Below are 12,951 nucleotides of genomic sequence, written 5' to 3' on the forward strand. Positions count from 1 at the left end.
GTGATGTCCGCTTCGGGATCGGAATCTCGTAATCAGGGATAGGCGGGTGAAGGCACCCGCGGCGGAGATCCCCGATGAGCTATCCGATCCCCTGGTCCGAAGGCCAGGCCACATCCGAACGCCGTGCCACATCTGAAGGCCCTGAACGCCGTTCCCCATCGGCCGCGCAAGCGCCGCGCTGGCGCCCCCTGCCCTGCGCCGTCGGAACGTCAGCCGCCTACGCTGCGCTGTACACGCTGTCCAACCAGCTGACCAGTCTGCGGACCGATGTGGGCGCCGGTGTCTTCGCGTGGGAACGCGCGATTCCCTTCGTGAGCTGGACAGTGGTGCCCTACCTGTCGATCTGCGTCTTCTTCGTGCTGTCGTTCTTCATCGACGCGGACGGCGATCGGCTGCGCCGCCATGTACTGCGGCTGCTCATCGTGCTCGTCGTGTCGGTGCTCTGCTACGCGGCGATTCCGCTGCGCTTCACGTTCGAGCGACCGCCGACTGAGGGCGCGCTCGGTGTCATGTTCGACCTGCTCGGCCACTGCGACATGCCGTACAACCGCGCGCCGTCGCTGCACATCGGGGTGCTGGTGCTGATGTGGGCGCGCTTCGCGCCAGTGCTGCGCGGCTGGTGGGCCGTGGGGCTGCACGCGTGGTTCGTGCTGATCGGGGTCTCGGTGCTGACGACGTATCAGCATCACGTGATGGATGTGCCGGCGGGGGCGGCGTTGGGCGTGGTGGCGATCCTTCTGACGGCACCGCCGCAGCGCCGAGCCCCGGTTGGTCTCGCCGGTCGAAGCGTTCTCCAACCCGCTGGGGCAAGCCCTGACCCCGAAGGTGAACGACGTCCGATTCATTGCGATGCAGGAGCTCAGGGACCGGATTCGCGTCTAGCGGCGCGCTGACCCTAAACTCCGCCGGCACGCCCCCAGCTCCCGACCATGGAAAACATTCATCCCGAACCACCGCGTGTCCGAGTCATCGACAGCGATTTCCGGGCTGACGAGGTCACGCGGGTGGAACGTGTGACTCTCACGTCGGAATGCCTGTCGATCACGATGGTGTCGCGAGACAGCGAAGCCTTGGTTTGTTTTGAGCAGACCTATGGGTTCAGGGTGCTGGACGAATACGACCTCACGGAGTTCTGGGCAGTGGTCACGCTCAAGGACGGTTGGCTGTTCGAAGTGGAGCGCGGCGGCTGGAAGGACCTGGAGTTGAAGCGGTCTCATTTCCTGTCCGGTCGCAATGACTGGGTCACCGAGTACCTCGTCATCGGCCTCAACGACTGTGTGTCCGTCCTGACCAAACAACCGCCGACGATTCGACGACGGTCCGCGCACGATGTTTGAACGGATCGACCTCGACCTTGGGAGGCTCGCGCGCTGGCTCTTCGGAGCTGCTTTCAGTCTCGTCCTCATTGGGCTGCTGACGACGACCATCCACGCGCCGTGCGACGTAGCCGGTCCCTGGATCAGCATCGCGGGTGCGGTGCCCGCAGGTCTGGCTTGCCTCGCGCTGTTGGTCAGCGCCGTCGCAGAGCGATCAGCCGAGAGCGTGGTCGCCTTCATCCCCGGAGTCGCCGGAACGGGCATGACGGTCTTCTTCGCGCTCTCGTGGATCGTCATCTTGTGCCGGGGGATGTGACGGCCTCCTTCGCCGTACAGCGATCACGACCTGGCAATACCAAACTGGTGAGGCAAACTGCGGACCTCTCAAATGGGCGCCTCGGGCCGTGAAACGCGCCCTGCGTTCAACCCGCCTCATGCCCCCACCGTCGGAGTGCCGATGAATCGTCTGCTGATCGCGTGTCTGTTACTCGTTGTCGTCACCGGGTGTTCCCCGAAGAGCGAGTCCGCGCCTGCCGGTGTCTTGCACAAGGAAAGGGCCGCTGTGGCCGACCCTGTGCGCCCTCCTGGCGCTGTTGCACCACGCCGCACGCTGGCGTACGAGCACTCCCTCCAGATCGAGATCCCCGAGGAGAAGCTCGCCGCGACGCATCAAGCGGCGCTGGCCGCCTGTCGAGAGGCCTCGGCGGATCTGTGCGAGGTGCTGGACTCGCGCATCAACACGGGCAAGTACGCCTCCTCGAGCCTTCGTCTGCGCGCGAAGCCGAACGGCATCCAGAAGCTGATCGCCTCGATCGGCAAGCAAGGGGAGATCACCGGTCAATCCACGACCACCGAGGATCTGGCCGGGCCGATCCAGGACGTCGAGAAGAAGCTGGCCATGCTGACCTCCTATCGCGCGGAGCTTGAAGCCCTGCGCAAACGGCCGGGGAACGATGCGGATGCCTTGATCAAGCTCACCCGAGAGCTGGCGCAGGTGCAGAGCGAGATCGAGGCTGCGGATGGCACACAGGCCAACCTGGTGCGCCGCGTGGAGACGGAGATCCTCACCATCAACATCCAGGCCGAGCGCAACAAGTCGTTCTGGCAGCCGATCTCGGTCGCCGCGTCGGACTTCGGCGGCAGTCTTTCGCAGGGCATCTCGTCGGCCATCACGGGCGTGGCCTACCTGCTGCCCTGGTCCTTCGTCCTTGGACTGCTGTTCTGGGTCGGGCGCAAGCTGTGGCGGCGTCGCAAGCCGCGCTGAGCCCCGTGCAGTTCATCCGAATTTGAACCCGTATGACTACAGACACCATTCAATCGACACCTCGCTGGCGGCGGACCTGGATCGCCGTGGTAGCGGGCATCGTCGCTCACTTCGGAGCGTCGATAGCGCTGCTGTACACGGTCTTCATCATCCGAGACCTGCTCGGCACAATCATCGAGCCTGGCCATCTGGACTGGCTCCTCGAGACAAGGGACACCAGGTCTGGCGGCTGGTTCGTCGTTCAGGCAGTCAGCCTTCTCAGCAGCGTCATTTCGGGACTCGTCGCAAGGATGTTGTCTCCGGCGCGGTCACAGGTCGCCATCGGCCTCCTGCTGCTTCTGGCGGTGGTCACGGTCTTCTTCGCTCAACTGCCGAGCCCGCGTTCGGCGCTGGTGGTCGGCATCTGGGCGCTGGTCACCCCCGTCGGGATCGTCATCGGCGCGTATCTGGCCAAGCGAGTATCGCGGGCGCCCGGCGCAGGCGACCGCCTGCCGGATGTCTCCGAGCGCTGAACCAAAGGGAAGCCCGCGCCGAATCTCATCCGCCCCCGGCCGCCTTGACGGCGTGTTTCACCGGCTTCATCACATCGCGGGGGTCAGGTCTTCACCTCGCTTCTAGCATCGGCGCATTCCGGACTTCCAGCCCTGATCGCCATGCTTGCACGCGCACTGAATCCTGTGGCCCTGCTTCTCCTTGCGGCCATTCATGGCCCGTCGTTTGCGGTCGCTGCGGCGTCCGCGGTCGCAGCGAACGAACTGGTCGTCGAACGGGTCGAGCTGCCCGGCGCCGATCCGCAGACGCAGACCTACAACCTGCAGGAAACCGCCACCCTGCGCGTCTTCGCGCGCTCCGCCGCCGGCTTCAAGCAATCGCAGATCTTCTGGCAGCGGCGGAATCCGGACGGCAGTTGGCGCGCCCCGGAGCCGCTGCCGTTCTCCGAGCCCCGCTCGCGCGACTCGGACCCGCATCTGTCCGGAGACGGCAAGACATTGACCTTCGTCTCCCATCGGCCCGGCGCGGAGACCGCCGCTCGAGGCGACGATCTCGATCTGTTCGAAGCCGGACTGTCGGATCTCGCCACCGGGCAATGGACGCCGCCCCGGCGACTGGCCGATGTGCTGCAAAGCCCGGGGCAGGAGCTCGGCCCTGAGCGTTACGGCAAGCGGCTGTACTTCGCGTCCACACGCGCCGGCGGTCCGGGCAAGCTCTCCATCTATCGCGTCGACGACGATGAAGACCGCCCTCCTCGCCTTCTCCCGTCCCCCATCAACGAGGGGACGGCCAACAGCGACTTCACCCTCAGCCCGGACGGGCGTTTTGCCGTGTGGTGGAGCAACCGCGCCGGCAGCGAAGGCGGCGCCGACCTCTACCTGGCCGAGCGCGTCGGCGAGCAGTTCGGCCCCGCGCTGCGACTGCCAGCGCCGATCAACGGCGCCGGGTTCGAGTTCACGCCGTCGGTCACCGCGGATGGGCGCTGGTTGCTGTTTGCATCGACGCGACCGGTGTCAGGTCTTGCGTCAGGGTTGTCGCAGGTCTATCGCGTGAGCTGGCCGGCGCTGATCGACGCGCTCGGGCCCGACGCGCTGGCCTTCAGCCGCGCCGCGCTGGAGACGCAGGTCACCGCGCTGTGGCAGTCGTTCAGCCACGCGGCAGGACAACCCGCGGACACGGTACGCATGAGCGCGCTGATGCATCCGGAAGCGCGGGTGTGGGGCCAACAGCTCAATGCAAACGTCAGTCAGCTGCAAGCGCGCAGCTGGTCCGCCGAGGCGTTCATCGCCGCCGTGGGAAAGCCGTCCCCGCGAGCGCTGCATGAATGCGAAATCCACAGAGAACTTCGCCGTTACGCTGGGCAGGCCGAGGTCTACAGCGTGGTCGAATCACGCCGCGATCCCGCACAGGCAGCGCCGGACTACGTGGGCGTGAACAGCTCGCAATGGCAACTGGGGCCGCAGGGGTGGCAGATGTTGTCGCTGCACTATGCGATCGAGTTGCCAGGGGTGCCGTTGCCGGTGCACGGCGCACAGAGCGGGAAGTGCGTGGGATAGCCCGGGACAGCCCGATCGAGTTCAGGTGTCGTAGACGCCGCTGTCCCAGGGCGCAAAGAACGCCATGTAATTCCCCGGTTGCGCTTCGACGGCGAGCACATCGTCGGGATCCTCGCAGTCCCGTCCGATCAAGCCGAATGTCCTGCCAAACCTCTCGACCTCGAACGGGGCCACCTCAATCCGTTGGAACGTGACCGGGCCCAGTCCATCGAGCAGTCGGCGGTAGGCCTGCGCTTTCGCTTGGGCATCAAAAGAGCCTCTCGGGCCGAATGACTCGATCTGCGCGCTGATGAACTCCCCCGTTGAATCGAACAGGTAGAGCGCATTGAACTCGTCGCCCGGGCTGCCATTCCTCGCCGGCTCGAACGGATAGGTCAGGAAGAACTGGCGTCCGTCGGCAGTCGTTCCGACGTGTTCCGCGTGGTAGTCGTCATGGTCGATCGCGATTCTTGTGGGTGAGTCTGGATTCATGGCGTCGACGATACCGAACGATCTCCGTAGCTTCAGTTCAATAGGGCATCCAGTTCGGCCCACAGCGAATCGCAGAGTCCCTGTCGATAGGCGGCTTTTCGAAAGGTCGAATGCTCGCTGCAATACACCTTCAGCATGCGCTCGTTGCGGTCCTTCACGGAGGCTCTCACGTTGGCCAGGCGATCCGATGCCTTCACGATCAAGGCGAGCTCCAGCGGTCCGGTGACCTCGGCCAGCTTCGCGTAGGTCTTCGCCTTGCGCTCCTTGCGGTCGGCCCCGGGCTCATCCGTCAGCAGTGCCACGCAGGCGGCGATCTCCGGACCGAACTGCTCGGTGATCTCCGCCAGCGTCGCCGGCGTGTCTTCCACCGTGTCATGCAAGTACGCAGCGACGACCGCGGCCTCGCCGAAAGGCTCGGCAATCGAGGCCACGGCGTCCAGGTGATGCACGTAGGGATGATCTCCGTACCTCTGCGCGCCGTGCGCGGCAACGGCGAAGGCCAGGGCTTGCTGCGGGAGGGAGGTCGTCATGACCCTCAGTGTCCGCGACGTTCCCGACCGCTGGCCGTGCAGCGACACCGGCAACCTTGGGAGTCCCGACTTCGAGCGATAGCGCCTCTCGATCCGCTTGATTGCTCAGAGTCTCCCGCCGGCGTATCGTTGTGTCGCCACGAAAGAGCAACTCGGCCGATGGAGGCAGCGCATGGCCAGGGCACTTCCCCAACTTGCTGGCGGCATCTTCTTGAGCGACGGCGGCCTCGAGACTTCGCTCGTCTTCCTCGACAAGATTGAGTTGCCGCACTTCGCTGCGTTCACGCTGCTGGATGATGAGCTTGGCCGCGAGCGCCTGAAGAGTTACTACGTTCCCTACCTCGAACTCTGTGGCGAGACGCCCGGGGCTGGCTTCGTACTCGAAACGCCCACGTGGCGCGCCAGTTCCGACTGGGCCACGCTGTTGGGCATGGATGCCGCGCACCTGCGAGCGCTCAACACCCGAGCAGCGCAATTGATGTGCGGCATGCGTTCGCGCTGGGCGCCACGCCTCAGCGGGCCGATGGTTGTCAGCGGTGTCATCGGTCCACGGGGAGACGGCTACATTGCGCAGGCGCCCGACAGCGTGGACGTCGCTGCCGACTATCACCGACTGCAGGCTGAGGCGCTTGCCGCAGGCGGGGTGGACATGCTCGCAGCCGTCACGATGACCACATCGGCTGAGGCCCTGGGCATCTCCATGGCAGCGCAGCGCGTGGGACTGCCCGTCGCCATCTCATTCACTGTCGAGACGGACGGCCGACTGCCCAGTGGAGAGGCGCTGGGTGACGCCATCCAACGAGTGGACGCGTCCGCTCCGCCGGCCTACTTCGCCATCAATTGCGCACATCCGACACATGTCGAGGATGTCCTGTCGGCCGACAAGCCATGGATAACGCGCATCCACGGTCTACGTCCCAACGCCTCGACGAAGAGCCACGCCGAGCTCGATGAATCCACCACACTGGACATAGGCGATCCCAAAGACCTTGCTCAAAGGTATCGGGGCCTCAAAGGTGTCTTGCCACGGTTGAATGTCCTGGGCGGCTGCTGCGGCACCGACTGGCGGCACCTTCGCGCCATGCGGGATGCATGGGTCAGCTAGGAGTCGGCATGCATGCCTCGCCCCGACCCTCACTGCGAGAGTCGCCTTTGATTCGCCTTGCATCAACCTTCAGCGGGCCGATGGGTGCTCTTGAGCCGGATAACGCCGACGAAGCTCCTCCACGGACGCCGACACCAACTGCTCAAGCACATCGACATCAACATCGGCGAGCTGCTTCACATACAGGCACCCCTTGCCGGCCTTGAACTTCCCGAGCCTGCTCAACCAGGCTTGCGCGCCTCCCCAGTCCGGCGCCAGATAGAGGACGAACTCCTTGCCCCGGATGGCGAAGCCCACGAGGCACGAGATGCCCGAGCGACCGGACGCGTAGGTGTAGCGGTAGGCGCCAAAGCCCACGATGCTGGCGCCCCACATCGCCGGCGCCTCGCCGGTGACGGCGGAGAGAAGCAGCACCAGTCGCTTCACGTCCTCGAGCTGCTTGGGCGTCGCCTTGGCGAGGAGATGGTCCCGCACCGCATCGGGGATGGGGAACGTCTTCATGTCGGAGTCCATGCCCCCTCCCTTTTCTCTGGCGAATGGGTTTGGAGACTGTAGCCGTAGGATGATCGCGCTCATGAAATTCGCCAAGACCACACCGATCCTGCGCATCTTCGATGAAGCCAAGGCGCTGGAGTTCTACGTGCAGTTCCTGGGCTTCCAGGTCGACTGGGATCATCGCTTCGAGCCCGCACTGCCGCTCTACCTGCAGGTCTCGCGGGACGGCTGCGTGCTGCACCTCTCGGAACATCACGGCGATGCCTGTCCGGGTGCGGCGATGCGCATCGAGACGGACGACATCGAAGGCTTCCACGCGGAACTGACCGGGCGGCAGTACGGCTACGCCCGGCCCGGGCTGGAGGAGACGCCGTGGGGGTCCAAGGACGTCTCAGTGACGGATCCGTTCGGGAACCGGTTGACGTTCACCAACGCGATCAGCACCTGACGCAGCCGGGCGCCGTGCAGTTCCTCCGAGTCCTCAACGGCTCAAGTAGAAGTCCATCGGAATCAGCTCCACGGCCCAGCCGCCCGCTTCGCCCAGCGTGGCGGCCGGATGCATGGAGGCGATGCGCAGCGCTTCTTCCTCGCTGTCCGCCTCGATGATGAACAGGCCCCCGACGACTTCCTTCGCTTCGGTGTAAGGCCCGTCGGTGACGTGCGTCTTGCCGCCGCTCGGACGAAGCGTCTTCCAGCCCTCCAGATCGCCAAGCGACGCGGACACCAGGACCTTGCCCGTGGCGCGCATCTTCTCGTCCAGCGGCGGACATTGGCTCACCAATGCCTTGACGTCTTCAGGCGACATCTTGGCGAATGCGTCGGGGGTGAAGTAGGCGAGGCCGAGGTATTTCAAGGGAAGTCCTTTGAAGGTGGTGATGCACTGACGACGAAGCGGAGGGTCGGAAATCGACAAGCCCGTGCAGAAATCTAGCAGCGGGATCCGATGATCGTCACTGCGGCGGTTCCTGCAGAGGCCAGACCTCCACGACGCCGTGCGCCACGGCGCATGGCGTCTTCGACACCATCGCGATCGCTTCCTGCAGGTCCTTCGCCTCGATCACGGCGAATCCGGCGATCGGCAAAGCGCTGCGCAGGTAGGCGCCCGACGTCGTCTGGACGCCCGAGTTGTCGGGGTTACGGACCTGCACAGGAGCGCCGGCCATTCCGATCAAGGCACCGCTGGCCTTGAGCTTCGCATCGTGCGCATGAGCCGCATCGCGCACGGCTGCGTCGGTCTGCCTGTATCCGGCCTCGTCGCCGTAGCCCACGGTGAGGAACTTTGCCATTGACGTCTCCTTGTCGAAGCCAATGGGTTCGGGGGAGCAAGCCGGGCTCCTGGAGACACGCAGAAGCGACAGCCACTCAGTCGCGGCAGTAGCCCTCTCCCGGATGAACCGTCAGGCACGTCGACTTGCCCGCAAGCCACTTCATCCCCGTGGCATCGCCGTTGGTGGGTTTGATCGACTCCTGCTTGCCGTCCCGTTCGAAGTGGACGGCGCCGTCCTTGGCAACGCCCTTGAACGTCCGTTCCGCATCCAGGTCCTTGATGCGCACTTCGTAGGTCGCATTGCCAGTGGCGTTCAGTTGCAAGTAGGTGCCTTCCGGCCCGTTCCATCGACCCAGCCAGGTCTGCGTGGGGTCAGGCGTTGCGGTTTCGGTTGCGGGCGCTGAGGCGATTGGCATCTGGGACGTTGGTGCCGATGTCGAGTTCCCAGTGCGGTCACAGCCGATGAGTGCCACGGACAGCACGATGGTCGAGGCTGCGGTGAATTTCATGATGATCACTTCCAGTTCTCCTTCAGCTCTGTGTTTCCGGTCGTCGATCCGGATTCCATGTTCGTGAGCAAGCCAGGTGCCAAGGCGACGCAACCCTGCCCCCGCGCCTATGATCGACACCGACCACATGAACGCCTACGAGACCGCCCCATTCGACACTGCCGCGCTGGAGCGACTGCTCGCCGATACCGGTGACCGACGCGGCGCCGGAACGGCCAGGATCTTCGCTTCAGTCCAGACGATCGTCGTCGGACACCGCGGCTACCTGGTCCGTCTGCCAGTGGAACAAGGTCCCGACCACCAGGCTGAGCACGCCTTCGTTCACGATGGAAACGCATTCCTTGTCGTGCTTGATCTCTGGGGCTGGGAAACGCTCATCGGAGAGCTTCGGGTCGTTCACCCCTACGACAGGGCCGATGTAATGACTGCGCTGATCTCCGCGCTGGAAGCTCAGGCCACGGACGGGTGCGGGAGAGCCGTGGTCAAGGAGAGTTTGTTCTGGACCAGCTTCCTCAATCGAGGCAAGCCGCAAGGAGGAACCGATGCATGACGATGAGCGCGCTCCGAACCTAGCCCCCGAAGACTTCTTCCCCGCCCTCGAGATCCGCCGCACGCGCGCCATCGTCGAGCGCGACATGCCGGTCATCGAGTCGCTGCACGCGCCGGAGTACGAGCTCATCACGCCGGCGGGCCGCTTGTTCAGCCGCGACAAGTACCTCGGGCTGATCGCCGAGGCGCCCTTCTACACCGGCTGGGAACACAGCGACATGCAAGTCCGCGCGTCCGCGGACCTCGCGGTCATCCGCTACCGCGCGCGACTGAGCTTCCCGTCGGGCAAGGTCGTCGACTGCTGGCACATGGACGTCTACGAGCGACGCGCGGCCGGTTGGATGGCCGTATGGTCCAAGGCAACGGCCGTCCCGGCCATCACGCCATGAAGCTGCGCGCCATCGCATTCTCCATCGGCAGTCTGCTGCTGTCCGCGCTCATCTTCGCGAAGGCGTTCACGATCGAGAGGCAGCCGCCGGAGGACCTCCAATTCATCAGCGGCGTCGTCGTCGACAGGGAGCCGATCTACACCCGCAAGCAACTCACCGGGTTCAAGCTGCGGATCGGTCACCCGAGCGTCACGTTCACCTACCAGTACCCGGACCCGGACGTGGCGCGCGCCTGGTCGACGATCCAGGCCGCACGCGCGGTGCGGGTCCGCTTCCACGCACATGTCGATGACCAACCCACCTTGTGGTCCCTGGACGCCGACGGCAAGCCGGTCGCCACCGTGGCGCAGGTCGAGGCCGCACGGAACACCTCGTTCTGGCTGCACTTCGGCGCCGCCGTGTTCGCGGGCGGCATCGGACTGACCTCAGTCGCGTCGTGGTTCAGGAAGAATTCGAAGTTTCGCCGTTGACCCTGTTCGACTGACAGTTCCTCAGACTTCGATTCATCGAAATGACGGCCATGAGCCTGGTGATAGGCTGCCGCCCGATCAGCACAGACCCTCTCGTCTCATGAGCAACGCGTCGCCCATCCCTGGGATCGATACGCGCCCGCCCAACCTGTGTTGCGGCTACGGCGGCATCCGCTTCGTGCGCGAAGGCTGTTCGAAACAACGGACACCTTGCGACTGCGGACGCGCGACGGCACAGTTGCTGCAGGCGTGCCCCGAGGAGAACTGATGACTGAAAGCAAATACCCTGTCGCGTCCGATAGCGAACAACAAGGCAGGACGGGGGTTCATCTCGTGGGCTTGAAGATTCACCAAGACTTGAAGTGGATCTTCAGGGAAAAACCCACGACAGACATCGGAATCGATGGCGAGATTGAAATCCGGCAAGACAAGGGCGAAAGCCATGGTCGACTGATTTCAGTCCAGATCAAGTGTGGCCCCTCCTACTTGAAAGAGCAGGACGGCACTTCAATCACTTACCGCGGCGACTACCAGCACCTCCGCTATTGGGCCGACTACGCAACCCCTGTCGCAATCATCATCTGCGACCCGAAAACAAACGTCTGCTGGTGGGAGGCCGTTGAGATGCGAAAGGTCTCGTTCCACGAGAAGGGCTGGAGTCTCATGGTGGACAAGGCCAATGTGTTGGGTGACTCAACCGCCACTGCGCTGCAAGCGTTGGCGGCAGGACTGCAGAGAAAGGATCTCATCGAACTCGCGCTTCGTGATTGGATCGGATGGAGATTTGAGCACCGCATGCGGTTGGCATCGATATTTGCCAGTCCGGAGGACTACTGGTGGTTTGCCATGCTTGGCCACTTGGACGAGGACTTCTTCATGATTGACTATGTCCTGGCAGACGTGGATGGATTCAATCAAGAAGAAGTTTCTCAATTCATCAAAGCGGCGCAGGTCAATCACTCCAGGTTTGATTACCAGAACGTACTTCTCGGCTTTGTAAGCGAATCGCCCCACCACCTGAAAACGCTGCCAGTTCCTCCTACCATTCCTGGTCTGCGCATTGAGTACGTTCCATTGCTCCTTCAGCTCAAGGAGACCCCTCCATTGAGTGAACTGGGCACTGGAGGCGAGTCGATCTTCTTCTATGAGCAAGGTGACACGCTCGGATCGGGGGCAAACGCGGTTGGGACCAATAGAAAGTTCTCCGACGCTCGAACTGTCCCTCCTTCGGCAGTCCCGCCCCCTCCATGAAGCCGAAGCCCATCCTCCTTCCCGCCGTGAACCTGATGCTCTGCGTGCTGTTCTTCGCGATGACCTTCATGGTCGACTCGCGAGCGCCGCAGGATCTGGAAATCGAGAGCGGCTTCATCGTCGACAAGGAGCCGCTCCGCGAGGCGGGCCTGCTGACAGGTTTCAGGATTCACGTTGGACACCCGCCCCTCACCTTGACCTATCGGCGCCCCGATCCGGACATGGAACGCGTCTGGTCCACCATCCAGACGTCCCGCACGGCAAAGGTCCGATATGCCGTTCACACCGACCGTCCGCCCACCCTGTGGGAGCTGGAAGCCGACGGCCGACCGGTCGCAACACTCGCCGACATCGAAGCAGCGCGGAGCACCTGGTTCTGGTTGCACCTCGGTGCCGCCGTGCTTGCGGGCGCCATCGGACTGGCCTCTGTCGCGTCCTGGTTCAGAAAAACTTCGAGGTTCCACCGTTGGCCCTGATGCGATCCACCGTGCTCACCGTCGCCGTGCTCCTCGGCGCCACGGCCTGCACGCCAGCCCCACCGTCCACGCCTGCCTCTCAAGGCGCGATGTCGCCCGAACTGCGCCAGGCGCTGCAGGAGATCGAACGGCAGGGCCGCGAAGAGGAAGCTCGTCGTCCGCGCTTGACCTCGCTGAACGGCGACGCGTGGCGCGCCATCCCCGAGGACCAGCTCGATGCCGCCGTGATGGCATTCATCGAGGGACGCATCCACGGCCAGATCGGCGAACCGAAGCCGCTGGCTTCCCTGCCGCGCGGATTCCAGATCTTCCACGTCTCTTTCATCGTCGAAGCCGAGGTCGCCAACGGCGGCTTCCATCAGTACTTCTGGAACAGCTCGGGCGAATCCGCACCCCAAGTGCCGGCCGCCTTGCGGACAATCGGCGCGGACGAAGCCGCCACCCTGTTCGAGCAAGTGCGGCGCGTCGCGGACCAGGACAGCCCGCGACGCGCCCCTTTCAAGGCGCAAGGATCCCTGCGGGCGTTTTCAGACTCCTACAAGGGCTCGCCGCTGAACGCCTTCGACAAGCCGTTCATGGAACTGGCGATGAAGTTCCCCGCGCTGCGCATCGAATACCTGAAGCGGCATATCGATCAGTTCCGGGAGTGATCGCCGCGGCCGACGCCGCACGCGCCAGACGGCCACGGACGAACGTCCTTTCGGCCATGAAGCCCTCTCCACGCCGAAAAGCGAATCGCGCTTCGCCGCCATCGCCGCTTTTGAGGCCCTCACCCAGGTAGATCCACGTCCCCGCGCAGTGGCACGGTGCT

At 64.2% G+C, this 12,951-nt stretch carries 20 protein-coding genes; 14 read left to right on the forward strand and 6 right to left on the reverse strand.

Translation table 11 applies throughout. The annotated features are described in order from the left end of the window. The first annotated feature begins 74 nt into the window (after positions 1 to 74). From AC07PR_RS04230 to AC07PR_RS04255, 6 genes are all read left to right on the forward strand, one after another. Positions 75 to 893 carry a phosphatase PAP2 family protein gene (locus AC07PR_RS04230; RefSeq protein WP_495134510.1) on the forward strand — a complete coding sequence of 273 codons (819 nt, stop codon included), beginning with the start codon at positions 75 to 77 and terminating at the stop codon, positions 891 to 893. A gap of 36 nt (positions 894 to 929) precedes the next feature. Beyond that, a complete protein-coding gene (locus AC07PR_RS04235) occupies positions 930 to 1,337 on the forward strand; it encodes a hypothetical protein (RefSeq protein WP_495134511.1) in 408 nt (135 codons plus the stop codon). Next, positions 1,330 to 1,632 carry a hypothetical protein gene (locus tag AC07PR_RS04240; RefSeq protein ID WP_495134512.1) on the forward strand — a complete coding sequence of 101 codons (303 nt, stop codon included), beginning with the start codon at positions 1,330 to 1,332 and terminating at the stop codon, positions 1,630 to 1,632. The genes AC07PR_RS04235 and AC07PR_RS04240 overlap by 8 nt, the downstream gene beginning before the upstream one ends. 72 nt (positions 1,633 to 1,704) lie before the next feature. Next, positions 1,705 to 2,580 carry a DUF4349 domain-containing protein gene (locus AC07PR_RS04245; RefSeq protein WP_495134513.1) on the forward strand — a complete coding sequence of 292 codons (876 nt, stop codon included), beginning with the start codon at positions 1,705 to 1,707 and terminating at the stop codon, positions 2,578 to 2,580. 32 nt (positions 2,581 to 2,612) lie between these two features. Then, on the forward strand, positions 2,613 to 3,092 hold the full coding sequence (locus tag AC07PR_RS04250; RefSeq protein WP_495134514.1) for a hypothetical protein: 480 nt from the start codon (positions 2,613 to 2,615) through the stop codon (positions 3,090 to 3,092). Between the two features lie 141 nt (positions 3,093 to 3,233). Next, positions 3,234 to 4,628 carry a TolB family protein gene (locus AC07PR_RS04255; RefSeq protein ID WP_495134515.1) on the forward strand — a complete coding sequence of 465 codons (1,395 nt, stop codon included), beginning with the start codon at positions 3,234 to 3,236 and terminating at the stop codon, positions 4,626 to 4,628. A gap of 21 nt (positions 4,629 to 4,649) precedes the next feature. On the opposite strand, the gene AC07PR_RS04260 is transcribed toward AC07PR_RS04255, so the two are convergent. Then, positions 4,650 to 5,099: a hypothetical protein gene (locus AC07PR_RS04260; protein ID WP_495134516.1), complete on the reverse strand. Its 450-nt coding sequence runs from the start codon at positions 5,097 to 5,099 to the stop codon at positions 4,650 to 4,652. A gap of 32 nt (positions 5,100 to 5,131) precedes the next feature. Further along, the gene (locus AC07PR_RS04265) at positions 5,132 to 5,629 is read right to left on the reverse strand and encodes an HD domain-containing protein (RefSeq protein ID WP_495134517.1); all 498 of its coding nucleotides are present in this window, start codon (positions 5,627 to 5,629) and stop codon (positions 5,132 to 5,134) included. A gap of 172 nt (positions 5,630 to 5,801) precedes the next feature. Here AC07PR_RS04265 and AC07PR_RS04270 point away from each other — a divergent pair, with 172 nt between their 5' ends. Next, positions 5,802 to 6,734 carry a homocysteine S-methyltransferase family protein gene (locus AC07PR_RS04270; protein ID WP_495134518.1) on the forward strand — a complete coding sequence of 311 codons (933 nt, stop codon included), beginning with the start codon at positions 5,802 to 5,804 and terminating at the stop codon, positions 6,732 to 6,734. A 69-nt stretch (positions 6,735 to 6,803) separates the two neighbouring features. Here the strand turns inward: AC07PR_RS04270 and AC07PR_RS04275 are convergent, their stop codons facing one another. After that, the gene (locus AC07PR_RS04275; RefSeq protein ID WP_495134519.1) at positions 6,804 to 7,247 is read right to left on the reverse strand and encodes a DUF1801 domain-containing protein; all 444 of its coding nucleotides are present in this window, start codon (positions 7,245 to 7,247) and stop codon (positions 6,804 to 6,806) included. Between the two features lie 61 nt (positions 7,248 to 7,308). Here AC07PR_RS04275 and AC07PR_RS04280 point away from each other — a divergent pair, with 61 nt between their 5' ends. Then, positions 7,309 to 7,677 carry a glyoxalase superfamily protein gene (locus AC07PR_RS04280; protein ID WP_495134520.1) on the forward strand — a complete coding sequence of 123 codons (369 nt, stop codon included), beginning with the start codon at positions 7,309 to 7,311 and terminating at the stop codon, positions 7,675 to 7,677. 33 nt (positions 7,678 to 7,710) lie between these two features. Here the strand turns inward: AC07PR_RS04280 and AC07PR_RS04285 are convergent, their stop codons facing one another. The 3 genes from AC07PR_RS04285 to AC07PR_RS04295 form a co-directional block, all read right to left on the reverse strand. Then, on the reverse strand, positions 7,711 to 8,082 hold the full coding sequence (locus AC07PR_RS04285) for a YciI family protein (RefSeq protein WP_431104880.1): 372 nt from the start codon (positions 8,080 to 8,082) through the stop codon (positions 7,711 to 7,713). Between the two features lie 97 nt (positions 8,083 to 8,179). Beyond that, the gene (locus AC07PR_RS04290; protein ID WP_495134521.1) at positions 8,180 to 8,515 is read right to left on the reverse strand and encodes a YciI family protein; all 336 of its coding nucleotides are present in this window, start codon (positions 8,513 to 8,515) and stop codon (positions 8,180 to 8,182) included. 76 nt (positions 8,516 to 8,591) lie between these two features. After that, the gene (locus AC07PR_RS04295; RefSeq protein WP_495134522.1) at positions 8,592 to 9,014 is read right to left on the reverse strand and encodes a hypothetical protein; all 423 of its coding nucleotides are present in this window, start codon (positions 9,012 to 9,014) and stop codon (positions 8,592 to 8,594) included. Between the two features lie 118 nt (positions 9,015 to 9,132). Here AC07PR_RS04295 and AC07PR_RS04300 point away from each other — a divergent pair, with 118 nt between their 5' ends. The 6 genes from AC07PR_RS04300 to AC07PR_RS04325 all read left to right on the forward strand — a co-directional run bounded on the left by AC07PR_RS04300 (position 9,133) and on the right by AC07PR_RS04325 (position 12,790). Further along, the gene (locus AC07PR_RS04300) at positions 9,133 to 9,555 is read left to right on the forward strand and encodes a hypothetical protein (RefSeq protein ID WP_495134523.1); all 423 of its coding nucleotides are present in this window, start codon (positions 9,133 to 9,135) and stop codon (positions 9,553 to 9,555) included. Beyond that, entirely contained in the window at positions 9,548 to 9,943 is a 396-nt protein-coding gene (locus tag AC07PR_RS04305; protein WP_495134524.1) for a nuclear transport factor 2 family protein, read from the forward strand. Before AC07PR_RS04300 ends, AC07PR_RS04305 begins: the two co-directional genes overlap by 8 nt. After that, on the forward strand, positions 9,904 to 10,413 hold the full coding sequence (locus tag AC07PR_RS04310; RefSeq protein ID WP_495134525.1) for a hypothetical protein: 510 nt from the start codon (positions 9,904 to 9,906) through the stop codon (positions 10,411 to 10,413). Before AC07PR_RS04305 ends, AC07PR_RS04310 begins: the two co-directional genes overlap by 40 nt. A 267-nt stretch (positions 10,414 to 10,680) precedes the next feature. Beyond that, positions 10,681 to 11,664, forward strand: a complete 984-nt coding sequence (locus AC07PR_RS04315) for a DUF4365 domain-containing protein (protein WP_495134526.1) — start codon at positions 10,681 to 10,683, stop codon at positions 11,662 to 11,664. Continuing rightward, positions 11,661 to 12,140, forward strand: coding sequence for a hypothetical protein (locus tag AC07PR_RS04320; RefSeq protein ID WP_495134527.1), 480 nt, complete (start codon positions 11,661 to 11,663; stop codon positions 12,138 to 12,140). Before AC07PR_RS04315 ends, AC07PR_RS04320 begins: the two co-directional genes overlap by 4 nt. Further along, positions 12,140 to 12,790, forward strand: a complete 651-nt coding sequence (locus AC07PR_RS04325; protein WP_495134528.1) for a DMP19 family protein — start codon at positions 12,140 to 12,142, stop codon at positions 12,788 to 12,790. Before AC07PR_RS04320 ends, AC07PR_RS04325 begins: the two co-directional genes overlap by 1 nt. Positions 12,791 to 12,951 lie beyond the last annotated feature (161 nt).

The organism is Roseateles sp. GW821-FHT09H11, assembly GCF_059415845.1.